We start from the raw sequence: 20,443 nt of genomic DNA, 5'->3' as shown, positions 1-20,443 counted from the left end.
GCAACGGGCGCAACGGGCGCTGTACGACCGGCGCACGCGCCTCAGCAGCCGGGCACCGCGCGGACGATGGCGATGACGACCGCGATCGCGCGGCCCCCGGCTCCGAGGGCCCCTCCTAGAGCGCGCAGCTGTCGCTGTCCACCTGCTGGTTGGCGGTGCGGCCCTTCGCGATGTCCTCGCGGATCTCGTCCGCGGTGAGCGCGTAGCCGGTCTCGGCGTCGTCGAGGGACTTGGCGAACACCACGCCGTAGACCTCGCCCGCGGGAGTGAGCAGCGGGCCGCCGGAGTTGCCCTGACGGACCGTCGCGTACAGCGAGTAGACGTCGCGGTGGACGGTGTCGCGGTGGTAGATGTCCGGTCCGTTGGCCGTGATGCGCCCGCGTACGCGCGCGGCGCGGACGTCGTACGCCCCGTTCTCCGGGAAGCCCGCGACGATCGCCCCGTCGTGGCGGCTCGCGTCCTCCTCGGCGAACCGCAGCGCGGGCGCCTCCAGTTCCGGCACGTCCAGTACGGCGATGTCACGCCGCCAGTCGTAGAGGACGACCGTCGCGTCGTACAGCCTGCCCTCGCCGCCTATCTGCACGGTGGGCTCGTCGACGCCGCCCACGACATGGGCGTTGGTCATGACGCGGCGGTCGTCGAAGACGAAGCCGGTGCCCTCCAGGACCTTGTCGCAGTCGGTGGCGGTGCCCATCACCTTGACGATGGAACGCTTGGCACGGGCCGCGACCGGGCTGCCGGCCAGCGCCGGGTCGGGCGCCTGGACCACCGGGATCTGCTCGCTGGAGAAGGGGCTGAAGACCTGCGGGAAGCCGTTCTTCGCGAGGATGGAGGAGAAGTTCGTGAACCATGTGTCGGCCCCTGCGGGCAGCGCCCGGGAGACGCCCTGCAGAACCGTGGAACCGCGGACCTCCTTGCCGAGGGTCGGCAGCGTGGTGCCGGCCAGCGCCGCGCCGATCAGCCAGGCGACCAGGAGCATCGCCACGACGTTGACCAGCGCGCCACCGGTGGCGTCCAGGGCACGGGCCGGGGACCAGGTGATGTACCGGCGGAGCTTGCTGCCGAGGTGGGTGGTCAGGGCCTGGCCCACGGAGGCGCAGACGATGACGACGACGACCGCGACGACGGCGGCGGTCGTACTCACCTCCGCGTTGTCCGTCAGGACGTCCCAGACGACCGGCAGCAGATAGACGGCGACGAGGCCGCCACCGAGGAAACCCGTCACCGACAGGATGCCGACGACGAAGCCCTGGCGGTACCCGACGATCGCGAACCAGACGGCGGCCAGCAGCAACAGGATGTCCAGCACGTTCACTGATTCAGGCCCCGCCCTGTCGTCCTACGCTCACACCGGTCACCCTGTCATGACCGCCAGTCCAGCGGGACCTGCTTATCCCTGTCCCAGGGCCGCTCCCAGCCCGCGAAGTGCAGCAACCGGTCGATGATGCCGGCGGTGAAGCCCCAGACAAGCGCCGATTCGACCAGGAACGCCGGTCCTCGGTGACCCCTGGGGTGGACGGCGGTCACTCTGTTGGCGGGGTCCGTGAGATCGGCCACGGGGACGGTGAAGACGCGCGCGGTCTCGTTCGGGTCGACGACGCCCACTGGGGTGGGCTCGCGCCACCAGGCCAGTACCGGGGTGACGACGAAGCCGCTGACCGGGATGTAGAGCTTGGGCAGAACGCCGAAGAGCTGCACGCCGGCCGGGTCGAGCCCGGTCTCCTCCTCCGCCTCGCGCAGAGCGGCCCGCAGCGGCCCGTCGCCCTGCGGATCGCCGTCCTCCGGATCGAGGGCGCCGCCCGGGAAGGCCGGCTGACCGGCGTGTGAGCGCAGGGTGCCGGCCCGCTCCATGAGCAGCAGTTCGGGTCCGCTCCCTGCCTCGTCGGCGCCGTCACCGTTGGCGTTGGTCTTGCCGTCGCCGAACAGGATCAGTACGGCGGACTGGCGCCCCGCGCCGTCCTCCGGGGGCAGGAAGCGGCTCAGCTGTCCGGGCCGCACCGTCTCGACGGCCCGCACCACCGGGTCCAGCCAGCCGGGCAGGCCCTCCTTGCTGAGGATCCCGCCCCGCGTGTGCCCCTGTGTGTCGCTCGCCCGTGTCATCGCCACCCCCGTTCTGCCGATTCCAACGCCCGACGCCGCCGAGATCGTTCCGTCACCCGGCCCCCAGCGGAGGCGCCGGGGTCCCGCCCGCGTCCAGATACGCCTGCGGCGGATTCAGACGCTGGCCGGGGAACCCGCCCTTCTCGTACTTCAGCAGCTTCTTCGCCTTCTCCGGGTCCGTCTCGCCCTCGCCGTACGCCGGGCAGAGCGGGGCGACGGGACAGGCGCCGCAGGCCGGCTTGCGGGCGTGGCAGATCCGGCGGCCGTGCCAGATCACGTGGTGGGAGAGGTCCGTCCAGTCGCTCTTGGGGAAGAGCGCGCCGACGGCGGCCTCGATCTTGTCCGGGTCGGTCTCGTCGGTCCACTGCCACCGGCGCACCAGGCGCTGGAAGTGCGTGTCCACGGTGATGCCTGGCCGGCCGAACGCGTTGCCGAGGACGACGAAGGCGGTCTTGCGGCCGACGCCGGGCAGTTTGACGAGGTCTTCGAGACGCCCGGGGACCTCACCGCCGAAATCCTCCGCCAGGGCCTTGGACAGCCCTATGACCGACTTGGTCTTGGCCCGGAAGAAGCCGGTCGGTCGCAGGATCTCCTCGACCTCCTCGGGGTTGGCGGCGGCCAGGTCCTCGGGGGTGGGGTACTTGGCGAAGAGGGCGGGCGTCGTCTGGTTGACGCGCAGGTCGGTGGTCTGGGCGGACAGCACCGTGGCCACGACCAGCTGGAAGGGGTTCTCGAAGTCCAGCTCCGGGTGCGCGTACGGATAGATCTCGGCGAGCTCGCGGTTGATACGGCGGGCGCGGCGGACCAGCGCGGTGCGCGACTCGGCGCGCGGCGTCTTCGGGGCGACGGTCTTCGCCGGGGCGACGCCCTTGACGGCGGCCGCGGCCTTCTTGGGAGCGACGGCGGGCTTCTTGGCGGGCGCCTGCTTCTTGACGGGCGCCGCCCCCTTCCTGGCCGATGCCTGCTTCTTCGCGGGCGCCGTCTTCTTCACAGATGCCGGAGCGTTCTCGGCGTTCTTCTTCACGGCACCCTTCTCCGCAGTCACCCTCTTGGCAGGCGCCGCCCTCTTTGTCGCTTTCGCCGATTTCCTACCGCCATCGGGGCCCTGTTCGCCCACAGCGGAATCGCGACGTACACCCACCCGCGCAGCCCCCTCGGCCTGTGCTCTCACCGGCGATTTGGACACCCGGCCAGCCTACGGCCCGACACCGACATCTGCCCCGGACCTCGAAGATCGGCGTCCAATTGGACCCCTGCCGCGTACCCCAGGACACCAGTGCGGCATCCTTGTGACAGATCACACTGTTTGGACTGTCCGGCAAAATGGGCACCACGGACCCCTGGTACACCGGGGGAACAAGATCCTCTGAGCCGGTCGACAAGGAGAGAACTCGTGGACGACGTTCTGCGGCGCAACCCGCTCTTCGCGGCGCTCGACGACGAGCAATCCGCGGAGCTTCGTGCCTCCATGAGTGAGGTGACCCTCGCCCGCGGCGACACACTGTTCCACGAGGGGGACCCCGGAGACCGCCTCTATGTGGTCACCGAAGGCAAGGTCAAGCTTCACCGCACGTCCCCGGACGGGCGCGAGAACATGCTGGCCGTCGTCGGCCCCAGCGAGCTGATCGGCGAGCTGTCGCTCTTCGACCCGGGCCCGCGCACGGCCACCGGCACCGCGCTGACCGAGGTCAAGCTGCTCGCCCTCGGCCACGGCGATCTCCAGCCCTGGCTGAACGTCCGCCCGGAGGTCGCCACCGCGCTCCTGCGCGCGGTCGCCCGCCGCCTGCGGAAGACCAACGACGCCATGTCCGACCTCGTCTTCTCGGACGTCCCCGGCCGTGTCGCCCGCGCCCTGCTGGACCTGTCCCGCCGTTTCGGCGTGCAGTCCGAGGAGGGCATCCACGTCGTGCACGACCTGACGCAGGAGGAGCTGGCCCAGCTGGTCGGCGCGTCCCGCGAGACGGTCAACAAGGCACTGGCGGACTTCGCCCAGCGCGGCTGGCTCCGCCTGGAGGCCCGCGCGGTGATCCTGCTGGACGTGGAGCGGCTGGCCAAGCGCTCCCGCTGACATCCCGGGCCGGGCAGTCCCGGCCGGGCAATCGGGCAGACCTGGTCGGGCGCCCCGGCCGGGCAGAACTGGCCGGGGCGAACTGGCCGGAGCAGAAGTGGCCGAAGCGGAAGTGGCCGGACCGAACCGATCGGGCGCCCCGGCCAGGCAGTCCTAGTCGGGCAGCTGGATGAGGCCGTGCTCGCCCAGGTACTCCAGCTGTGCCCGCACCGACAGTTCCGCCGCCGGCCACAGTGAGCGGTCGACGTCCGCGTACACGCGGGCGACGACCTCGCCCGGCGTCCGGTAACCGTCCTCCACGGCCGTCTCGACCTGGGCGAGGCGATGGGCCCGGTGGGCGAGGTAGTACTCCACGACGCCCTGGGCGTCCTCCAGGACGGGACCGTGGCCCGGGAGCACCGTGCGCACCCCGTCGTCCGCCGTGAGCGACCTGAGCCTGCGCAGGGAGTCCAGGTAGTCGCCGAGACGGCCGTCGGGGTGGGCCACCACCGTCGTACCGCGGCCCAGGACCGTGTCACCCGTCAGGACCGCCTGGTCCGCCGGGAGATGGAAGCACAGGGAGTCGGCCGTGTGCCCGGGGGTCGGTACGACCCTCAGCTCCAGTCCGCCGACCCCGATCACGTCACCGGCGGCCAGCCCCTCGTCGCCCAGCCGCAGCGCCGGGTCAAGGGCCCGTACGTTCGTACGCGTCAGCTCGGCGAAGCGCGCGGCGCCCTCCGCGTGGTCCGGGTGACCGTGCGTCAGCAGAGTGAGGGCGACGCGCTTGCCCGCCCGCTCGGCCGTGTCGACGACGTTCCGCAGGTGTGCGTCGTCCAGCGGGCCCGGGTCGACCACGACGGCCAGGTCGGAGTCCGGCTCGGCGAGGATCCAGGTGTTCGTCCCGTCCAGGGTCATCGCGGAGGCGTTGGGCGCGAGGACGTTCACCGCGCGCGCGGTGGCCGGGCCCGACAGGACGCCGCCGCGCGGCTGTCCGGGCAGTGCTGCTGCGTCCGTCATGCGGGGGCTCCCCCGGTCGGGTCGGAGGGGGTCGTCGGCGCCTGCGCCGTGCTGGTCGGCACGTGCCGGGTGAACTCGTCGTGTCCCGGCCAGGAGAGCACGATCTCGCCGCCCACCAGCCGCGCCCGGGCCAGCACCGGCGTCATGTCGCGGCCCGGAGCCGACGCGAGCGCCTCGGCCGCCGTACCGCACGCCGCGAGGCCGCGCAGGGTCGCGATCGTCGGCGGCATCATCAGCAGCTCGCCCCTGTCGTACCCGGCCGCCGCCTCCGCGGGGGTGATCCACACCGCGCGGTCGGCCTCCGTGGAGGCGTTGCGGGTGCGCTGCCCCTTTGGGAGGGCGGCCACGAAGAACCACGTGTCGTAGCGCCGGGACTCGAACTCCGGGGTGATCCAGCGGGCCCAGGCGCCCAGCAGGTCGGAGCGCAGTACGAGGCCCCGGCGGTCCAGGAACTCCGCGAAGGACAGCTCACGCTCGACCAGGGCGGCCCGGTCCGCCTCCCAGTCCGCGCCCGTCGTGTCACCGACCACCGAGTCGCCGGTCGGCCCGGCGAGCAGGACGCCCGCCTCCTCGTACGTCTCGCGTACGGCCGCGCAGACGATCGCCTGGGCGCCCGCCTCGTCGACGCCGAGCCGATCCGCCCACCACGCGCGCGCGGGGCCCGCCCAGCCGATGTCACGGTCGTCGTCGCGCGGGTCGACACCGCCACCCGGATAGGCGTACGCGCCCCCGGCGAACGCCATGGAGGCACGGCGGCGCAGCATGTGGACGGCGGGGCCCGGCCCGCCGGCCCCGGCGCCACCATGGGTGCCGTCACCGGTGCCGCTTCCGGTGTCCTTGAGGAGCATGACGGTGGCGGCACGCTTCGGGGTGACCGGGGTGAGGGTCCCGGCCGTCAGCGCGCGGATGCGATCCGGCCACTCCCGGGGGTACCACTGACCATTCGCGTGACCACCCACCTGATCATTCGCCCGACCGTTCGCCATGGCCGGAGGCTATCCGGTGACGGGCGGATGTTCGAGTGGCCCCCGGGCCGGACGAGGTCAGGCGGGGGCCGTCCCGGAGAGGCCGCCCGCAGGGCCGTACGGGCCCCGTACAGGGCCTGTGACGGCGGTCAGCCGGGGAGTGCGGCCAGCCACTCGGTGAGCAGCCGGTTCGTCTCCTCGGGGCGCTCCTGCTGGAGCCAGTGGCCGCAGCCGTCGAGGAGGTGCGAGGCGGTCAGGCCGGGCAGGGTGGCCGGATACGCCTCGATCGCGTCGGACAGCCAGGTGGCGGAGGCGTCCCGGTTTCCACCGAGGAACAGCGAGGGCTGGGTGATGGGGGCGCCCTGGTGAGAGGCCAGGTCGGCCCAGTCGCGGTCCATGTTGCGGTAGCGGTTGAGGGCGCCGGTCAGGCCGGTGCGCTCGAACTCCCCGGCGTAGACGTCCAGCTCCTCCTCGGTCAGCCAGGACGGCAACGGGCCGTCCGGGAACCGGTCGCGCATCCTGCCGCCGGGGGCGACGAAGTGCGGGTCGGGCGCGTCCGGGGCCGGCATCGTGTCGCCGGACAGGGCGGCGTAGAGGCCCGCGAGCCAACCGCGCACGTCGGGCTCGATCTCGGCCTCGGCCCGGCCGGGCTCCTGGAAGTAGGAGACGTAGAACTCCTGGCCCGCGAACGGGCCGGCCGGGTCGCTCATGCCGGCGAACACGTCGCTGGGCTTCGGCCCGCCCGGCGGGGTGTACGGCACGCTCAGCAGGCCGACCGCGCGGAAGACGTCGGGCCGCAGCAGCGCGGAGTGCGCGGCGATGTTCGCGCCCCAGTCGTGGCCGACGATCACCGCGGACCGCTCACCCAGGGCCGCCACCACGGCGACGCTGTCGGCCACCAGGTCGAGCATCCGGTACGCCTCCACCGCGTCGGGCCGGGAGGAGCGCCCGTAGCCGCGTACGTCGACGGCGACGGCGCGGAAGCCCGCGGCGGCCAGCGCGGGGAGCTGGTGGCGCCAGGAGTACCAGGACTCGGGGAAGCCGTGGACGAGCAGGACCAGCGGTCCGCTGCCCTGCTCCACCAGGTGGATCCGGCCGGCCGGTGAGGGCACCAGTCGGTGGACGGGCCGCTGCTCGGTCGTCCACCGCTCGGTCGTCCGTTGTTCGGTCAGGGGCTGCTGGGTCATGGCTCCTCCTGGGGCACGCGGTCGGTCCGGCGCCCGGACGGACCGGGACCGGGACCGGCGACAACGACCGCTTCCCGCCCCGTACGAGGCGCCGAACCCGATCCTGCGGGGGCAAGGCCGCGAGGGCGAGGTTTGTTGCCGGCCCGGCAACGCCCGCCCCGCACCGTCCCTACGCCTGGACGAGCTCCACCTGGACCTCGACCTCCACCGGCGCGTCCAGCGGCAGTACCGCCACGCCGACCGCGCTGCGGGCGTGGACGCCCTTGTCGCCGAGCACCTCGCCGAGCAGCTCGCTGGCGCCGTTGATCACGGCCGGCTGGCCGGTGAAGTCGGACGCGGACGCGACGAAGCCGACGACCTTCACCACGCGCGCGATGCGGTCGAGGTCACCGGCGACGGACTTCACGGCGGCCAGGGCGTTCAGCGCGCAGGTGCGCGCCAGTTCCCTGGCCTCGTCCGGCGTGACCTCGGCGCCCACCTTGCCGGTCACCGGAAGCTTCCCGTCCAGCATCGGCAGCTGGCCGGAGGTGTACACGTACGGGCCGGACCGCACGGCCGGCTGGTACGCGGCCAGCGGCGGAACCACCTCGGGCAGCGTCAGGCCGAGCTCGGCCAGTTTCGCCTCCACGGCGCTCACGCCTGCTTCTCCCGCTTCAGGTAGGCCACGAGCTGCTCGGGGTTGTTCGGCCCGGGTACGACCTGGACGAGCTCCCAGCCGTCCTCGCCCCAGGTGTCCAGAATCTGCTTCGTGGCATGGACGAGCAGCGGCACGGTTGCGTATTCCCACTTGGTCATGTGGCCGACTCTAGCCGTTGCCCGGGACGCCTCGGCGGGCCGACCGCGGCGAGGTTGTCCACAGCCCCGGGCGTACTCGGCGCGCGGACTGGTTACGCTCGAATACGTGAGCAGGCTCCAGGTCGTCAGCGGCAAGGGCGGAACCGGCAAGACCACGGTGGCCGCGGCCCTCGCGCTGGCCCTGGCCACCGAGGGGAAGCGCGCGCTTCTCGTCGAGGTCGAGGGTCGCCAGGGCATCGCGCAGCTCTTCGAAACCGAAGCGCTGCCTTATGAGGAGCGGAAGATCGCCGTCGCTCCCGGGGGCGGGGAGGTGTACGCCCTGGCCATCGACCCCGAACTGGCCCTTCTGGACTACCTCCAGATGTTCTACAAGCTGGGCAGCGCCGGACGGGCCCTGAAGAAGCTCGGCGCGATCGACTTCGCGACCACCATCGCGCCCGGCGTCAGGGACGTCCTGCTGACCGGCAAGGCGTGCGAGGCGGTGCGGCGCAAGGACAAGAGCGGGCGGTTCACCTACGACTACGTCGTCATGGACGCCCCGCCGACCGGGCGGATCACGCGCTTCCTCAATGTCAACGACGAGGTGGCCGGTCTCGCGAAGGTCGGCCCGATACACAATCAGGCACAGGCCGTGATGCGGGTGCTGAAGTCGCGGGAGACCGCCGTGCACCTGGTGACGCTCCTGGAGGAGATGCCGGTCCAGGAGACCGCGGACGGCATCGCCGAGCTGCGGGCGGCGCGGCTCCCGGTGGGGCGGGTCATGGTCAACATGGTCCGGCCCGAGGTACTGGACGCGGCCGGCCTGGAACTCGTACGGAGCACACCGCGTACGGCACTCGCCCGTTCCCTTTCCGGGGCCGGGCTCGGCGGGGCGCGGCGGGGCGGGCACGCCGAGCGGCTGGTGGACCCGCTGCTCGCGCAGGCCGAGGAGTACGCCGAGCGGTACGCGCTGGAGCAGGAGCAGCGGGCCGCTCTGACCGGTCTGGGCCTGCCGCTGCACGAACTCCCGCTGCTCGCCGAGGGCATGGACCTGGCGGGCCTGTACGAACTGGCCACCGAGCTGCGGAAGCAGGGGATCGCATGAGTCCGGACCCGGCCGCCCGGCACCAGGAGGGCGCGCGCCGCCTCTCCCACACGCGCGTGCTGGACGTCGATCCGCTGCTGGAGGATCCGAAGACCCGCATCGTGGTGTGCTGCGGATCGGGCGGCGTCGGCAAGACGACCACCGCGGCGGCCCTGGGTCTGCGCGCTGCCGAGCGCGGCCGCAAGGTGGTCGTTCTCACCATCGACCCGGCCCGGCGGCTGGCCCAGTCCATGGGCATCGACTCGCTCGACAACACCCCGCGCCGGGTGAAGGGCGTCGACGACGCGGCAGGCGGTGAGCTGCACGCCATGATGCTCGACATGAAGCGCACCTTCGACGAGATCGTCGAGGCGCACGCGGATCCCGAGCGGGCGGCGGCGATCCTGGGCAACCCCTTCTACCAGTCGCTCTCGGCGGGCTTCGCGGGCACGCAGGAGTACATGGCGATGGAGAAGCTGGGGCAGCTGAGGGCCCGGGACGAGTGGGACCTCATCGTCGTCGACACGCCGCCGTCCCGCTCGGCGCTGGACTTCCTGGACGCCCCCAAGCGCCTCGGCTCCTTCCTGGACGGCAAGCTGATCCGCGTCCTGCTGGCCCCGGCGAAGGTGGGCGGCCGGGCCGGCATGAAGTTCCTGAACGTCGGCATGTCGATGATGACGGGCGTACTGGGGAAGGTGCTGGGCGGGCAGTTCCTGAAGGACGTGCAGACCTTCGTGGCCGCAATGGACTCGATGTTCGGCGGGTTCCGTACGCGCGCGGACGCGACGTACAAGCTGCTCCAGGCGCCCGGGACGGCGTTCCTGGTGGTCGCGGCCCCGGAGCGGGACGCACTGCGCGAGGCCGCCTACTTCGTGGAGCGGCTGGCCGCCGAGGACATGCCGCTGGCCGGTCTGGTGCTCAACCGGGTCCACGGCAGCGGCGCCGACGGGCTGTCGGCCGAGCGGGCGCTCGCCGCCGCGGAAAATCTTGAGGATCCCCGCATTGTGGATCAGGACGGCGGGAAAGCTGGAGTTCGTAACTCTCCCAACACGTACGGCAGTTCAGACTCTTCCGAGTCCGCCGCCGAGCCCAGGACCGACCCCGACCGCGAACCCGAGTCCGACACCTCTCCCGAGGCTCCCGACATACCGGAGCGATCCGTCGACCAGCTCACCGCGGGCCTGCTGAGGCTGCACGCGGACCGGATGCACATGCTCGCCCGCGAGCAGCGCACGCGGGACCGCTTCACCGCGCGCCATCCCGAGGTGGCGGTCACCGAAGTGGCCGCATTGCCCGGCGACGTGCACGACCTCGCGGGGCTGCGGGAAATCGGCGTCCGTCTCGCGACGGACCGGCCGGAGCTGCCCGAGACGGAGGCCTGATCCAGCCGAGACGTCCGTACCGAGGCATCCGTACCGTTGCGCCCAGCCACGGCGCCCGTACTGGGGCGTCCGTCCCGTGGCACCCCTATTGGGGCGTCCGTCCCGTGGCGTCCGTACTACGGCGTCCGTACTGCGGCGACCCGGCCACGGCGCCCATACCGAGGCGCCCATACTGTGTCGTCCGCATCGGGGCGTCCGAGCCAAGGCGCCCGAACCGATGCCCCTGAACCGAGGCCCCTGAGAACGGGACCGTCCGAGCCCGAGCGTCCGGGGGAGCCCCGGCCGGCTCAGCCCACAGCCGCCACGTAGCTCTCGTAGAGCTCTTCGTCGTCGAGGGGCACGATGCCGACCCCCCGCTCGTACTCCGTCCGCGCCGTCTCCAGCAGGTGGCGCCAGGAGGTCACGGTGGGCCGCCGGCGCAGCAGTGCGCGGCGTTCCCGCTCCGTCATGCCTCCCCACACGCCGAACTCGACGCGGTTGTCGAGCGCGTCGGCCAGGCACTCGGTACGCACCGGACATCCGGTGCACACCGCCTTGGCCCTGTTCTGCGCTGCTCCCTGAACGAACAATTCGTCCGGATCGGTAGTGCGGCAGGCGGCCTGCGCACTCCAGTCGGTTACCCAGCCCATACCGGCGCCGTCCTCTCCCGAATCGAGGCTCCCCCACGGCGGCAGCGGCATATTCACCGCCGCCAGTTGAGGACGTTACGGAAGGTGGGCACAGCGCAACACCCCCTTCGGGCCCAATCTTGAATGGCCCGAACGGACTATGGGTAAGCGGCAGATCACCCGGGGGAGTGAGCTGGCGACATGCGTGATTATCCCGGCATTCGGGTCATGTCTGCTGCGCCACAACGGACACCAGTTGACACACAAGGCGGATTCGGACACGCATCCCACACGCCGCGGCACGCGCCCGTACACACCAACGCGCCCCCAGCGGGGCCCCTCAGAAAAAAGTCGAGCGGATCCGGAACGATTCGGGGTCACCGGACGTATTGATACGTAGCCGCGCTGCTGTGACAGTTGAGTGCAGCTTAGGCCAAGGCATATACGCGTGTCCGGCGAATGAGAACGTAGGCTGCCTCCATGCCAAAGAAGCGCTCGGGCGGTGGTCTGTCGCCAACTCAGCAGGCCGCCAAGTTCCTCGGTGTCAGTGTCCTCGCCGGAGCAGTGCTGGCCGGCATCGCGTTGCCCGCCGTAGGCGCGCTGGGTCTGGCGGCCAAGGGGTCGGTGGAGAGCTTCGACGCGCTCCCGGCCAACCTGAAGACTCCCCCGCTGAGCCAGCGCACCTCCATCCTCGACGCCGACGGCGGCACCATCGCCACCGTGTACTCGCGCGACCGCACGGTGGTCGACCTGAAGGACATCTCGCCGTACCTGCAGAAGGCGATCGTCGCGATCGAGGACTCGCGCTTCTACGAGCACGGCGCGGTCGACCTGAAGGGCGTCCTGCGCGCGCTCAACAAGAACGCGCGCAGCGGCGAGGTCTCCGAGGGCGCGTCCACGCTCACCCAGCAGTACGTCAAGAACGTCTTCGTGGAGGAGGCGGGCGACGACCCGACGAAGGTCGCCCAGGCCACCCAGCAGACCATCGGCCGCAAGATCCGCGAGCTGAAGCTCGCGATCCAGGTCGAGGAGGAGCTGGGCAAGAAGAAGATCCTCGAGAACTACCTGAACATCACCTTCTTCGGTCAGCAGGCCTACGGCGTCGAGGCGGCCGCCCAGCGTTACTTCTCCAAGTCCGCCAAGGACCTCAACATCCAGGAGTCCGCCCTCCTGGCCGGCATCGTCCAGTCGCCCAGCCGGTACGACCCGGTCAACGACGAGGCGGAGGCCACCAAGCGGCGCAACACCGTGCTGCAGCGCATGGCCCAGGTCGGCGACATCTCCCGGGCGGAGGCCGACAAGGCCCAGAAGGCACCGCTCGGGCTGAAGGTCAGCCGGCCCAAGAACGGCTGCATCACGGCCGTGAAGAACTCGAGCTTCTTCTGCGACTACGTACGCGAGGTGTTCCTCAGCGACCCGGTCTTCGGCAAGACCCGCGAGGCCCGGTCCAAGATCTGGAACCAGGGTGGCCTGACCATCCGCACGACTCTCGACCCGCAGGCCCAGGAGTCGGTGCAGGCCTCCCTGAAGAACCACGTCTACCAGTCGGACTCGGTGTCCGCGGCGACCACGCTGGTCGAGCCGGGCACCGGCAAGATCGTCGCCATGGGCCAGACGAAGCCGTACGGCTACGGCAAGAACGAGACGGAGATCAACTACTCGGTCGACGCGGCCCACGGCGGCTCCAACTTCGGCTTCCCGACGGGTTCGACCTTCAAGCCCTTCCTCGCCGCCGCGGCGCTGGAGGAGGGCGTGCCGGCGACGAAGGAGTACTCGTCGCCGTACGACATGGACTACCCGAGCCCCGTCCAGACCTGCGGCAAGCCCTGGATCAACGACAACAACTACCGCGTCGAGAACGAGAACGAGACGGAGGTCGGCCCGTACCGTCTGAAGGACGCGATGGCCCTGTCGGTCAACACGTACTTCGTGCAGATGCTCTCCGACATCGGCCTGTGCCCGGTGGCCAACATGGCGGACAAGCTGCACGTCCTGCAGGGCAACGGCGACAAGCTGCCGCAGAACCCCTCGGCCCTCGCCCTCGGTTCGGTCGGTCTGTCCCCCCTGACGATGGCGAGCGCGTACGCGACCTTCGCCTCGCGCGGCATGTACTGCACGCCGGTCGCGATCGAGTCGATCACCCAGAAGGTCGGCAACAAGCAGCAGACGCTCGAGGTGCCGAAGTCGACGTGCTCGCGGGCCATGAGCGAGAAGACCGCGGACACCGTGAACACTCTGCTGCGCGGCGTGGTCGACTCCGGTACCGGTAAGGAGGCCGGCCTGACCGACCGCGACAACGCCGGTAAGACGGGTACGACCGACGAGCGCAAGAACGCCTGGTTCGTCGGCTACACGCCGAACCTGTCGGGCTCCGTCTGGGTCGGCAGCGCCTCCCAGCAGGTCGAGATGAAGAACATCTCGATCGGCGGCGTCACCCACGCGCTCGTCTTCGGTGGCGCGGTTCCGGGCCCCATCTGGAAGGAAGCCATGACCGGCGCCCTGGCGGGCAAGGACTCTCCGTCCTTCAACCTCGTCGACATCCCGGAAGGCGACAAGGACAAGGACAAGGACAAGGGCCGGGGCGACGACGAGGGCGACCGGGACGACGGCGGCAACGGTGACGAGGACAACGGCGACGCCGGTGCCGTCGGCGGACTGATCGGCGACGGAAACAACGGCGGTGGCGGCAACGGAGGAACCGAGCCCAACCCGGACTTCACCATCCCGGAGGGCTTCATCCAGGGCCCGGGCAACGGTCCCGGGGGACGCCGCTGACCCGACACCCTGTTCCGGCCGGACCCGGCGGGGACAGTCGCTGACCCTTCACCGCGTCCCGGCCGGACCCGGCCGGGACAGCGCGCGAACGACGGACGGTCCCTTCCCCGACATGGGGGAAGGGACCGTCCGCCCGTTGTCCGAGCCCGATACCCGGGTCAGCCCGCCAGCAGCCTCTTCACCGCGGCCGCCACCCGGCCGCCCTCCGCCTGCCCGGCCACCTTCGGGTTCACGATCTTCATCACGGCACCCATGGCACGCGGCCCCTCGGCACCGGCGGCCCGGGCCTCCTCCACCGCCTGGGCGACGATCGCGTCCAGCTCGTCGTCGGACAGCTGCTGGGGCAGGTAGGCCGCGAGCACGACACCTTCCGCCTTCTCCCGCTCGGCCTGCTCCGGACGGCCGCCCTGCGCGAAGGCCTCCGCCGCCTCACGGCGCTTCTTCGCCTCGCGGGTGATCACCTTCTGCACCTCGTCGTCGGAGAGCTCCCGCTTCTCCTTCCCCGCGACCTCTTCCTTGGTGATCGCGGAAAGCGTCAGCCGGAGCGTGGAGGAGCGGAGCTCGTCACGCTCCTTGATCGCGGCGTTGAGGTCGTCGTGCAGCTTCGACTTGAGCGTGGTCATGGGGCTGATTGTCGCAGGTGCGGGAGGAAGAACGCCTGCCGATTTACACGCCCCCTGGCGTGGCCCCCGCCGATCCCCCGTCGGCCCCCGCGAGTCCGCCGTGAGTCCGCCGTGAGTCCCCCGTGCGGTCGGCTCCCGCCACCGCTTCTGACACGATGGACTTATGCGCGCGCGATACGGAGTACCCCTGGGAATCACGGCGGTTGGCGCCGCCGGTCTGGTCTACGCGGCGGGCTTCGAGGCCCGCTCGTTCCGCCTCCGACGGGTGACGATCCCCGTTCTGCCCTCCGGTATGCGCCCGCTGCGCGTGCTGCAGGTCTCCGACATCCACATGGTCGGCGGCCAGCGCAAGAAGCAGCGCTGGCTGCGCTCGCTGGCCGGGCTGCGCCCCGACTTCGTGATCAACACCGGCGACAACCTGTCCGACCCGGAGGGCGTCCCGGAGGTACTGGACTCCCTGGGGCCCCTGATGGAGTTCCCGGGCGCCTACGTCTTCGGCTCCAACGACTACTACGGCCCGAAGCTGCGCAACCCCGCCCGTTACCTGATCGAGAAGGCCCAGGGCCGCCACGGCCTGAACGGCAACACGCCGGCCGAGGGCGCTGTCCACAACCCGTGGGAGGAGCTGCGCGACGGCTTCGACGCGGCCGGCTGGCAGAACCTCACGAACACACGCGGCACTCTCAAGGTCGAGGGTGTGTCCGTCGAGCTGACGGGACTGGACGACCCGCACATCAAGCGGGACCGGTACGCGGAGGTGGCGGGCGGCCCGTCGGGCACGGCGGACTTCTCGATGGGCGTGGTCCACGCGCCGTACCTGCGCGTCCTCGACTCCTACACGGCGGACGGCTACCCCCTGGTCCTCGCCGGCCACACGCACGGCGGCCAGCTGTGCATCCCCTTCTACGGCGCCCTGGTCACCAACTGCGACCTGGACACGGAGCGCGTGAAGGGCCTGTCCACGCACACGGCCGAGGGCCGTACGGCCTACCTCCACGTGTCGGCGGGCTGCGGTACGAACAGGTACACGCCGGTACGTTTCGCCTGCCCGCCGGAGGCGACGCTGCTGACGCTGGTGGGACGGGAGCGCTGACCGGCGAGAGCACGGAATCGACGGACGGGCAGGGCCCACCCCGGACCGGGACCGGGGGCCGGGACCGAGGGTCGTGACCGGGGCCGGGGTAACCCACACGGCGCACCCATATCGCCCGCGATGTCCGGTCTGCCTAGCGTGAGGCCATGACAGCCCCGATACCCAGGGACATCCCGGACCTCCCCGCAGTCCCGGGTCCGCCCAGACTGCTGCCCTCCCCCGTCCCGGCGACGGCCGTCCTGCCTCCCGTACGCCGCCCGCTCGCCGCCGGATTCCGCGCCCTGACCGCACTGCTGGCGCTGACGGGCGTGACCGTCGAACTCCTCCTCGGAGGCCCGCCCACCAGAACCCTGAGCCACTTCACCACCCAGAGCAGCATCCTGCTGGCGCTGGTCCTGCTCGCCTCCGCCCGCCGCGCCTGGTCCGCCCGCCGCCCCCTGCCGGGCGCCCTCACGGGAGCGGCCCTCCTCTACGTCGCCGCCGCCGGCCTCGTCCACCACCTGCTCCTGGCCAACGCGGCGAGCCCCTTCGCCCTGGCGGAGGGCACCGGTACGGGCACGGGCTGGCACTCGGTCGCGGCCCACCTCCTGAACACGGCCGTCCCTGTCGCCGCGGCCCTGGACTGGCTCCTGCTCACCACCCCCGGCCGCCTGCACCTGCGCCAGGCCACCGCATGGCTCCTCTACCCCCTGGCCTACCTGGCCCTCTCCCTGGCCCGCGGCGAGCTCCTCCTCCCCGGCACCCAGGACCGCTACCTCTACCCCTTCCTCGACGTCGACCAGCATGGTTACAAGGGCGTCCTCGGCAACTCCCTCCTCCTCGGCCTCTCCCTCTACGCCCTCGGCGCCCTCCTCGTGGCCCTGGACCACATCCGCCCGAACCCGCTCCGCCGCCGCTGGTAAACCGGATTTCACCTCCGGCCGCCGGTGGGCTAAAGTAAACGACGTCGCCGCGACGAGCAGCGACAATCGGGGTGTGGCGCAGCTTGGTAGCGCGCTTCGTTCGGGACGAAGAGGTCGTGGGTTCAAATCCCGCCACCCCGACAGTGAAGTACCAGGTCAGGGGCCTGATTCGAGAGATCGAATCAGGCCCCTGACTGGCTTTGTAGATCGTTTGGGAGAAACCTGGGAGACGATCTTGGTCGGGGTCTCCCAGGCGGGTGCACGGTGGGGAGTGGGTGGCGCGGCCGTGAAGTCCGGCCCTCCTGTGCGTTCGTGAATCGCCACCGCTCATCGACCGGATACGTACCTCGTACTCAGGACGGCAAGACGACATGGTTCGCACCCCGTTAGGATCACGCCCATGGCCGCTCGACTCACCGCGAACAGCTCAGACCACGCCTTCCGGTCCCGAGCACTCGCACGGCGGATCCGATCGCTGCGCGAGGAGCGCGGATGGTCCGTGGAGCTTCTCGCCAAGGAGGCGGGAGTCGGCACGAGCACGCTGAGGCGGCTGGAGAGCGAGGGAGCAATCCAGCCGAGTTTCTTCACGGTGGGCGACATCGCGGAAGCGCTGAATGTGCCGTTGGAGGAGCTCTTCCGGCAGGCGAAGCCGGCGCCGGGGCTCTGGTCCGCTGGGTACGAGGGGCGCGACATCGATTCGTTCGTCTCATCCCTGCTGGACTGCGACATCCAGGTGGTGGCCGACGTCCGCCTCACCCCGATCAGCCGCAAGCCCGGCTTCAGCAAGACCCGCCTGGGGCAGGCGCTCGCCGGGGCCGGCATCGAGTACACCCACCTGCGCGCGCTGGGGAACCCCAAGGAGAACCGAGCCCCGTTCTGGGACGGCCGCGTCAGCGTGGGACGAGCCCGGTTCCGCAGCGTGCTGCGGTCGGACGAGGCTCAGACGGATCTCGATCGCCTGGCTGAGCACGCCACACAGTCCCGTGTCGCTGTGCTGTGCTTCGAGAAGGACGAGGAGCGTTGCCACCGCAAGGTCGTCCTGGACACGGTCCGCAAGCGGGCCTCTGTGGACGTGCGCCCGCTGGCCTGATCCGGGCGATCCCTCGTGTCGCCGGTCTTGACCGGCGAGGGCTGCTGTCTTCCCATCTGAACCGGGGCGATTCAGTGGAAGGGGGGACAGCATGGCCGACGACCGGCAGCGTGCCAGGATCATGATCACGGTCAAGACGTATCCGGAACTGTCGTCGAAGTATCGGGAGACGAGCTGTGTGGCCGGGATCCGGCTGGACCAGGGACGCCCGCAACATGTGCGGCTCTTCCCGATCCCGTTCCGGCTGCTGGAGCAGGGCGCGCAGTTCGCGAAGTATTCGATCGTCGAGGTCAACGTCCGCCCGCACCACAGGGACAGGCGTCCCGAGAGCCTGCGACCCGATCTCGACACGCTGGAGGTCATCGAGCAGGTTCCGACTTCTGACGGCTGGAAGCAGCGGTACTCGTACGTCGAGCCGCTCGTCGCACAGTCGCTCTGCGCCATCAAGCGCGACCAGGAGACCAACGGGACCTCGCTCGGCATCTTCCGGCCGGCGGAGATCACCGACTTCCGGCTGACGGAGGCGGAGCCCTGGCCCGCCGGGAAGGCCGCCCTCGCGGACCAGCTGGACCTGTTCGACCAGGACCTGCGGCGCTTAGAGTGGGTGCCGCTCGAGTTCCGCTATCGCTTCCGCTGCGCGGACGACGCCTGCACGGGGCACGACATGGGGTTAAAGGATTGGGAGGCCGGCGAGTCCTACCGGAGGTTCCGGCGCACCTACGGCGAGCAGGCTGTCCTGGACAAGCTGCGCGAGCGGTGGTTCGAGCGCATGGTCACCCCTGATCGGGCGGTCCACTGCTTCGTCGGCAACATCGCGGCGCATCCACGCACGTTCATGCTGCTGGGGCTCTTCTACCCCCAGCGGAACGTCGTCGACTTCGTCCAGGACGACCTGTTCTCCGTCTAGACGGTGCGGGCGTCAGGCAGCTGTGAGGAGGCGGTCCAGCACGCGCACCGGCGAGCGAGGACACATAGCCCGGCGGGCGGCCAGGGCCGCTTCCCACTGCTCGGTCAGGCCGGCAAGGCGGCGGCGACGCATCCCCGGGGTCACGTGTGCGTAGCGGGCCGAGACGGAGCCGTCGAGGTAGCCCATGCGCTCGTCCATGAGGACCTTCTCCGTGCCGAGGTCCTCCATGACGGTGCGGTGGGAGTGACGCAGGCCGTGCGGGGTGAGGCCCTTGGCGACGGGGAGCCAGCAGGCGTCGGCCCGCTGACTCGCGCCACGACCACGGGCGGGGACGCCCGGCCAGGGCTCGCCCAGGAGTGGGACGGGACGCGGCTCCTGGGGAGCCTTCTTCGGGTACCAGCCGGTGGCAGCCGGCTGGAAGGGCCAGGTGGCGAAGCCATTGCGGCGCCAGTGGGCGGCCTCTTGGGAGGGGGCCGCGTTGCGTACGAAGCCGAGCTCGGCGACGGCGAGTTCGACGCGGACGCGCGTCTCCTCCCGTACGCGCTCGGGGTGGTTGAGCACGTTGGAGACGGTGCCGGTGGAGACTCCGGCGCGGCGGGCGACGTCGACAAGCTTCGCGCCGCCGTGTCCAGCGGTACGGGCGGCGCCCTGGCCTCGGAAGACGTAGATCTTGCCGTGGCAGGGGCACGGGGTCGGCTTCGTACGGGCGATGTGGTCGGCGACGAGGGCGGACAGCCAGTCCGTGGCGTCGATGGTGCGGTAGCTGTCGTCCTTCGGCGGCACGCGCACCAGCTCGCCGGAGTCGAGTTCGTACAGCTGCCACTCGACGCGGACGACTCCGGGACGGGCGAACTCCGTCTCCAAGCCGACGATCTCGCCCCACCGCATGCCGGTGTACGTCTTGAGGATCACCGCCACGAACTCGTCGTCCCGGCCGGAGAGCAAGGCCGCCCGCTCGGCGAGCAGCAGAGCACCGAGCGGGTCGGTGATGACCTTCTCGGGGCCGCGGTCGCGGGAGCGACCTGCGCGCTTGCCACGCCCGCGCCGCCGGGCGGCTGGGTTGGACGTGATCAGGCCCTCGTCGATCGCGTCCTCGAGGATGAGGTGCAGGGTGGAGCGCCAGGTCTTCACGCTGGAGGCCGCGTACACGGCCTTCTCCGCCTTCTCCCAGCGCTCCACGTCGGAGCGGAGGATGCCAGAGAGGGACTTGCCCGCGAAGGTGGGGAGGAGGTGCTCCTCGATGTGGCGCCGGTAGTTCTGCATGGTGGACGCGGCGAGGTCCTGGTCTGCGTACCAGCGGCTGGCGTACTCGCCGAAGGTCTCCTGGCCGGCTGCGGGGTCCCGCCACTCTCCGCGGCGGACGGCGACCTCCTCGGCGTCGGCTGCCTGCTTGGCCTCCCGCTTGGTGGCGAATTTGACCACGTCGCCCGTCGGGTCGGAGACGGTTCCGTACTTTCCGTCGGCGAGCTTGTAGCGGCCCCGCCAGTAGGTGGCGCGCTTCTCCGCGTACCCCAAGTGTTCCCTCCCTTCTCTCGCTGGGGCTGTCTAGGCGGTGATGTCGTACTGGGACTGGGTCTTGAGCAGCCGACGCGGTGGCCGTGCGGTGAACACGGGTCCAGACGAGGCGGCGCCGGGCTCGCGGGCAACGGGCACGGGGACGGGTAGGGAGGCCGGCGGCACCGGGCGCTGCCGGGGACGTGAAGGAATTTCCTCGTGCAGCCGCACGATTTCCCCGACGTGTTCCGCGGTGAAGCGATAGGCACCGCCCACGTACGTGAAGGGAATGAGTCGGCGCCTAGCCTCGCGCTTTCATGAAGCGGGCTGTCCGGCAGGTGGTCAGGAAAGCAGAAAGTGCCTCTGACCAGCAAGAATGAGGATTGTCGAGGTCC

At 70.8% G+C, this 20,443-nt stretch carries 19 protein-coding genes and 1 tRNA gene; 9 read left to right on the top strand and 11 right to left on the bottom strand.

From position 1 onward, the window contains the following. Positions 1 to 115 precede the first annotated feature (115 nt). From ACH4NX_RS33615 to nth, 3 genes are read right to left on the bottom strand one after another with little or no spacing between them, the layout of a single operon-like run. Positions 116 to 1,315 carry a MarP family serine protease gene (locus tag ACH4NX_RS33615; RefSeq protein ID WP_351386963.1) on the bottom strand — a complete coding sequence of 400 codons (1,200 nt, stop codon included), beginning with the start codon at positions 1,313 to 1,315 and terminating at the stop codon, positions 116 to 118. A gap of 47 nt (positions 1,316 to 1,362) precedes the next feature. Further along, positions 1,363 to 2,100, bottom strand: a complete 738-nt coding sequence (locus tag ACH4NX_RS33610) for a CoA pyrophosphatase (protein WP_351386965.1) — start codon at positions 2,098 to 2,100, stop codon at positions 1,363 to 1,365. Between the two features lie 52 nt (positions 2,101 to 2,152). Further along, on the bottom strand, positions 2,153 to 3,145 hold the full coding sequence (gene nth, locus ACH4NX_RS33605) for an endonuclease III (protein WP_351386967.1): 993 nt from the start codon (positions 3,143 to 3,145) through the stop codon (positions 2,153 to 2,155). Between the two features lie 348 nt (positions 3,146 to 3,493). Between nth and ACH4NX_RS33600 the strand changes: the two genes are divergently transcribed. After that, positions 3,494 to 4,168 (top strand): Crp/Fnr family transcriptional regulator, encoded by a 675-nt coding sequence (locus tag ACH4NX_RS33600; protein WP_003975365.1) that lies wholly within the window; start codon positions 3,494 to 3,496, stop codon positions 4,166 to 4,168. A gap of 153 nt (positions 4,169 to 4,321) precedes the next feature. Here ACH4NX_RS33600 and ACH4NX_RS33595 read toward each other — a convergent pair whose 3' ends face one another. The 5 genes from ACH4NX_RS33595 to ACH4NX_RS33575 form a co-directional block, all read right to left on the bottom strand. After that, the gene (locus ACH4NX_RS33595) at positions 4,322 to 5,164 is read right to left on the bottom strand and encodes an MBL fold metallo-hydrolase (protein ID WP_398129855.1); all 843 of its coding nucleotides are present in this window, start codon (positions 5,162 to 5,164) and stop codon (positions 4,322 to 4,324) included. After that, positions 5,161 to 6,150, bottom strand: coding sequence for an NUDIX hydrolase (locus ACH4NX_RS33590; RefSeq protein WP_398129856.1), 990 nt, complete (start codon positions 6,148 to 6,150; stop codon positions 5,161 to 5,163). The genes ACH4NX_RS33595 and ACH4NX_RS33590 overlap by 4 nt, the downstream gene beginning before the upstream one ends. A gap of 128 nt (positions 6,151 to 6,278) precedes the next feature. Next, complete coding sequence (locus tag ACH4NX_RS33585) at positions 6,279 to 7,316, bottom strand: alpha/beta fold hydrolase (protein ID WP_398129857.1); 1,038 nt, start codon at positions 7,314 to 7,316, stop codon at positions 6,279 to 6,281. 169 nt (positions 7,317 to 7,485) lie between these two features. Continuing rightward, entirely contained in the window at positions 7,486 to 7,953 is a 468-nt protein-coding gene (locus ACH4NX_RS33580; protein WP_351386977.1) for a RidA family protein, read from the bottom strand. After that, a complete protein-coding gene (locus tag ACH4NX_RS33575) occupies positions 7,950 to 8,111 on the bottom strand; it encodes a DUF4177 domain-containing protein (RefSeq protein ID WP_003975360.1) in 162 nt (53 codons plus the stop codon). Before ACH4NX_RS33575 ends, ACH4NX_RS33580 begins: the two co-directional genes overlap by 4 nt. A gap of 106 nt (positions 8,112 to 8,217) precedes the next feature. Here ACH4NX_RS33575 and ACH4NX_RS33570 point away from each other — a divergent pair, with 106 nt between their 5' ends. After that, positions 8,218 to 9,195 carry an ArsA-related P-loop ATPase gene (locus ACH4NX_RS33570; RefSeq protein WP_351386979.1) on the top strand — a complete coding sequence of 326 codons (978 nt, stop codon included), beginning with the start codon at positions 8,218 to 8,220 and terminating at the stop codon, positions 9,193 to 9,195. Next, positions 9,192 to 10,556 (top strand): ArsA family ATPase, encoded by a 1,365-nt coding sequence (locus ACH4NX_RS33565; protein ID WP_398129858.1) that lies wholly within the window; start codon positions 9,192 to 9,194, stop codon positions 10,554 to 10,556. Before ACH4NX_RS33570 ends, ACH4NX_RS33565 begins: the two co-directional genes overlap by 4 nt. Before the next feature lie 287 nt (positions 10,557 to 10,843). On the opposite strand, the gene wblA is transcribed toward ACH4NX_RS33565, so the two are convergent. After that, complete coding sequence (gene wblA / locus ACH4NX_RS33560) at positions 10,844 to 11,185, bottom strand: transcriptional regulator WblA (RefSeq protein WP_398129859.1); 342 nt, start codon at positions 11,183 to 11,185, stop codon at positions 10,844 to 10,846. A 459-nt stretch (positions 11,186 to 11,644) separates the two neighbouring features. On the opposite strand from wblA, the gene ACH4NX_RS33555 reads away from it, so the two are divergent. Continuing rightward, positions 11,645 to 13,939 carry a transglycosylase domain-containing protein gene (locus tag ACH4NX_RS33555; protein WP_351386987.1) on the top strand — a complete coding sequence of 765 codons (2,295 nt, stop codon included), beginning with the start codon at positions 11,645 to 11,647 and terminating at the stop codon, positions 13,937 to 13,939. Between the two features lie 158 nt (positions 13,940 to 14,097). Here the strand turns inward: ACH4NX_RS33555 and ACH4NX_RS33550 are convergent, their stop codons facing one another. After that, positions 14,098 to 14,562: a GatB/YqeY domain-containing protein gene (locus tag ACH4NX_RS33550; RefSeq protein ID WP_351386989.1), complete on the bottom strand. Its 465-nt coding sequence runs from the start codon at positions 14,560 to 14,562 to the stop codon at positions 14,098 to 14,100. A 163-nt stretch (positions 14,563 to 14,725) separates the two neighbouring features. On the opposite strand from ACH4NX_RS33550, the gene ACH4NX_RS33545 reads away from it, so the two are divergent. The 5 genes from ACH4NX_RS33545 (at position 14,726) to ACH4NX_RS33525 (ending at position 18,554) form a co-directional block, all read left to right on the top strand. Beyond that, the gene (locus tag ACH4NX_RS33545; protein ID WP_398129860.1) at positions 14,726 to 15,655 is read left to right on the top strand and encodes a metallophosphoesterase; all 930 of its coding nucleotides are present in this window, start codon (positions 14,726 to 14,728) and stop codon (positions 15,653 to 15,655) included. A 146-nt stretch (positions 15,656 to 15,801) separates the two neighbouring features. Continuing rightward, a complete protein-coding gene (locus ACH4NX_RS33540; RefSeq protein ID WP_351386994.1) occupies positions 15,802 to 16,557 on the top strand; it encodes a Pr6Pr family membrane protein in 756 nt (251 codons plus the stop codon). Between the two features lie 67 nt (positions 16,558 to 16,624). Next, a tRNA-Pro gene (locus ACH4NX_RS33535) sits at positions 16,625 to 16,698 on the top strand. A gap of 259 nt (positions 16,699 to 16,957) precedes the next feature. Continuing rightward, positions 16,958 to 17,647 carry a DUF488 family protein gene (locus tag ACH4NX_RS33530; RefSeq protein WP_398129861.1) on the top strand — a complete coding sequence of 230 codons (690 nt, stop codon included), beginning with the start codon at positions 16,958 to 16,960 and terminating at the stop codon, positions 17,645 to 17,647. 91 nt (positions 17,648 to 17,738) lie between these two features. Further along, positions 17,739 to 18,554 carry a hypothetical protein gene (locus ACH4NX_RS33525; RefSeq protein ID WP_398129862.1) on the top strand — a complete coding sequence of 272 codons (816 nt, stop codon included), beginning with the start codon at positions 17,739 to 17,741 and terminating at the stop codon, positions 18,552 to 18,554. Positions 18,555 to 18,566: 12 nt separating this feature from the next. Here the strand turns inward: ACH4NX_RS33525 and ACH4NX_RS33520 are convergent, their stop codons facing one another. Beyond that, positions 18,567 to 20,069: a LacI family DNA-binding transcriptional regulator gene (locus ACH4NX_RS33520; RefSeq protein ID WP_398129863.1), complete on the bottom strand. Its 1,503-nt coding sequence runs from the start codon at positions 20,067 to 20,069 to the stop codon at positions 18,567 to 18,569. Between the last annotated feature and the right edge of the window lie 374 nt (positions 20,070 to 20,443).

The sequence above is a fragment of the Streptomyces sp. NPDC017225 genome, assembly GCF_044331465.1.
Classification (GTDB): domain Bacteria; phylum Actinomycetota; class Actinomycetes; order Streptomycetales; family Streptomycetaceae; genus Streptomyces.
This window is presented reverse-complemented; position numbering and strand designations above follow the sequence as displayed.

What these genes read in the sequence shown, in the direction of transcription:
- ACH4NX_RS33585 (WP_398129857.1), bottom strand. Translation starts at nt 7,316, where the DNA reads ATGACCCAGCAGCCCCTGACCGAACAACGGACGACCGAGCGGTGGACG.
- ACH4NX_RS33565 (WP_398129858.1), top strand. Translation starts at nt 9,192, where the DNA reads ATGAGTCCGGACCCGGCCGCCCGGCACCAGGAGGGCGCGCGCCGCCTC.
- ACH4NX_RS33525 (WP_398129862.1), top strand. Translation starts at nt 17,739, where the DNA reads ATGGCCGACGACCGGCAGCGTGCCAGGATCATGATCACGGTCAAGACG.
- ACH4NX_RS33595 (WP_398129855.1), bottom strand. Translation starts at nt 5,164, where the DNA reads ATGACGGACGCAGCAGCACTGCCCGGACAGCCGCGCGGCGGCGTCCTG.
- ACH4NX_RS33540 (WP_351386994.1), top strand. Translation starts at nt 15,802, where the DNA reads ATGACAGCCCCGATACCCAGGGACATCCCGGACCTCCCCGCAGTCCCG.
- ACH4NX_RS33590 (WP_398129856.1), bottom strand. Translation starts at nt 6,150, where the DNA reads ATGGCGAACGGTCGGGCGAATGATCAGGTGGGTGGTCACGCGAATGGT.
- ACH4NX_RS33610 (WP_351386965.1), bottom strand. Translation starts at nt 2,100, where the DNA reads ATGACACGGGCGAGCGACACACAGGGGCACACGCGGGGCGGGATCCTC.
- ACH4NX_RS33530 (WP_398129861.1), top strand. Translation starts at nt 16,958, where the DNA reads ATGGCCGCTCGACTCACCGCGAACAGCTCAGACCACGCCTTCCGGTCC.
- ACH4NX_RS33545 (WP_398129860.1), top strand. Translation starts at nt 14,726, where the DNA reads ATGCGCGCGCGATACGGAGTACCCCTGGGAATCACGGCGGTTGGCGCC.
- wblA (WP_398129859.1), bottom strand. Translation starts at nt 11,185, where the DNA reads ATGGGCTGGGTAACCGACTGGAGTGCGCAGGCCGCCTGCCGCACTACC.
- ACH4NX_RS33575 (WP_003975360.1), bottom strand. Translation starts at nt 8,111, where the DNA reads ATGACCAAGTGGGAATACGCAACCGTGCCGCTGCTCGTCCATGCCACG.
- ACH4NX_RS33555 (WP_351386987.1), top strand. Translation starts at nt 11,645, where the DNA reads ATGCCAAAGAAGCGCTCGGGCGGTGGTCTGTCGCCAACTCAGCAGGCC.
- ACH4NX_RS33550 (WP_351386989.1), bottom strand. Translation starts at nt 14,562, where the DNA reads ATGACCACGCTCAAGTCGAAGCTGCACGACGACCTCAACGCCGCGATC.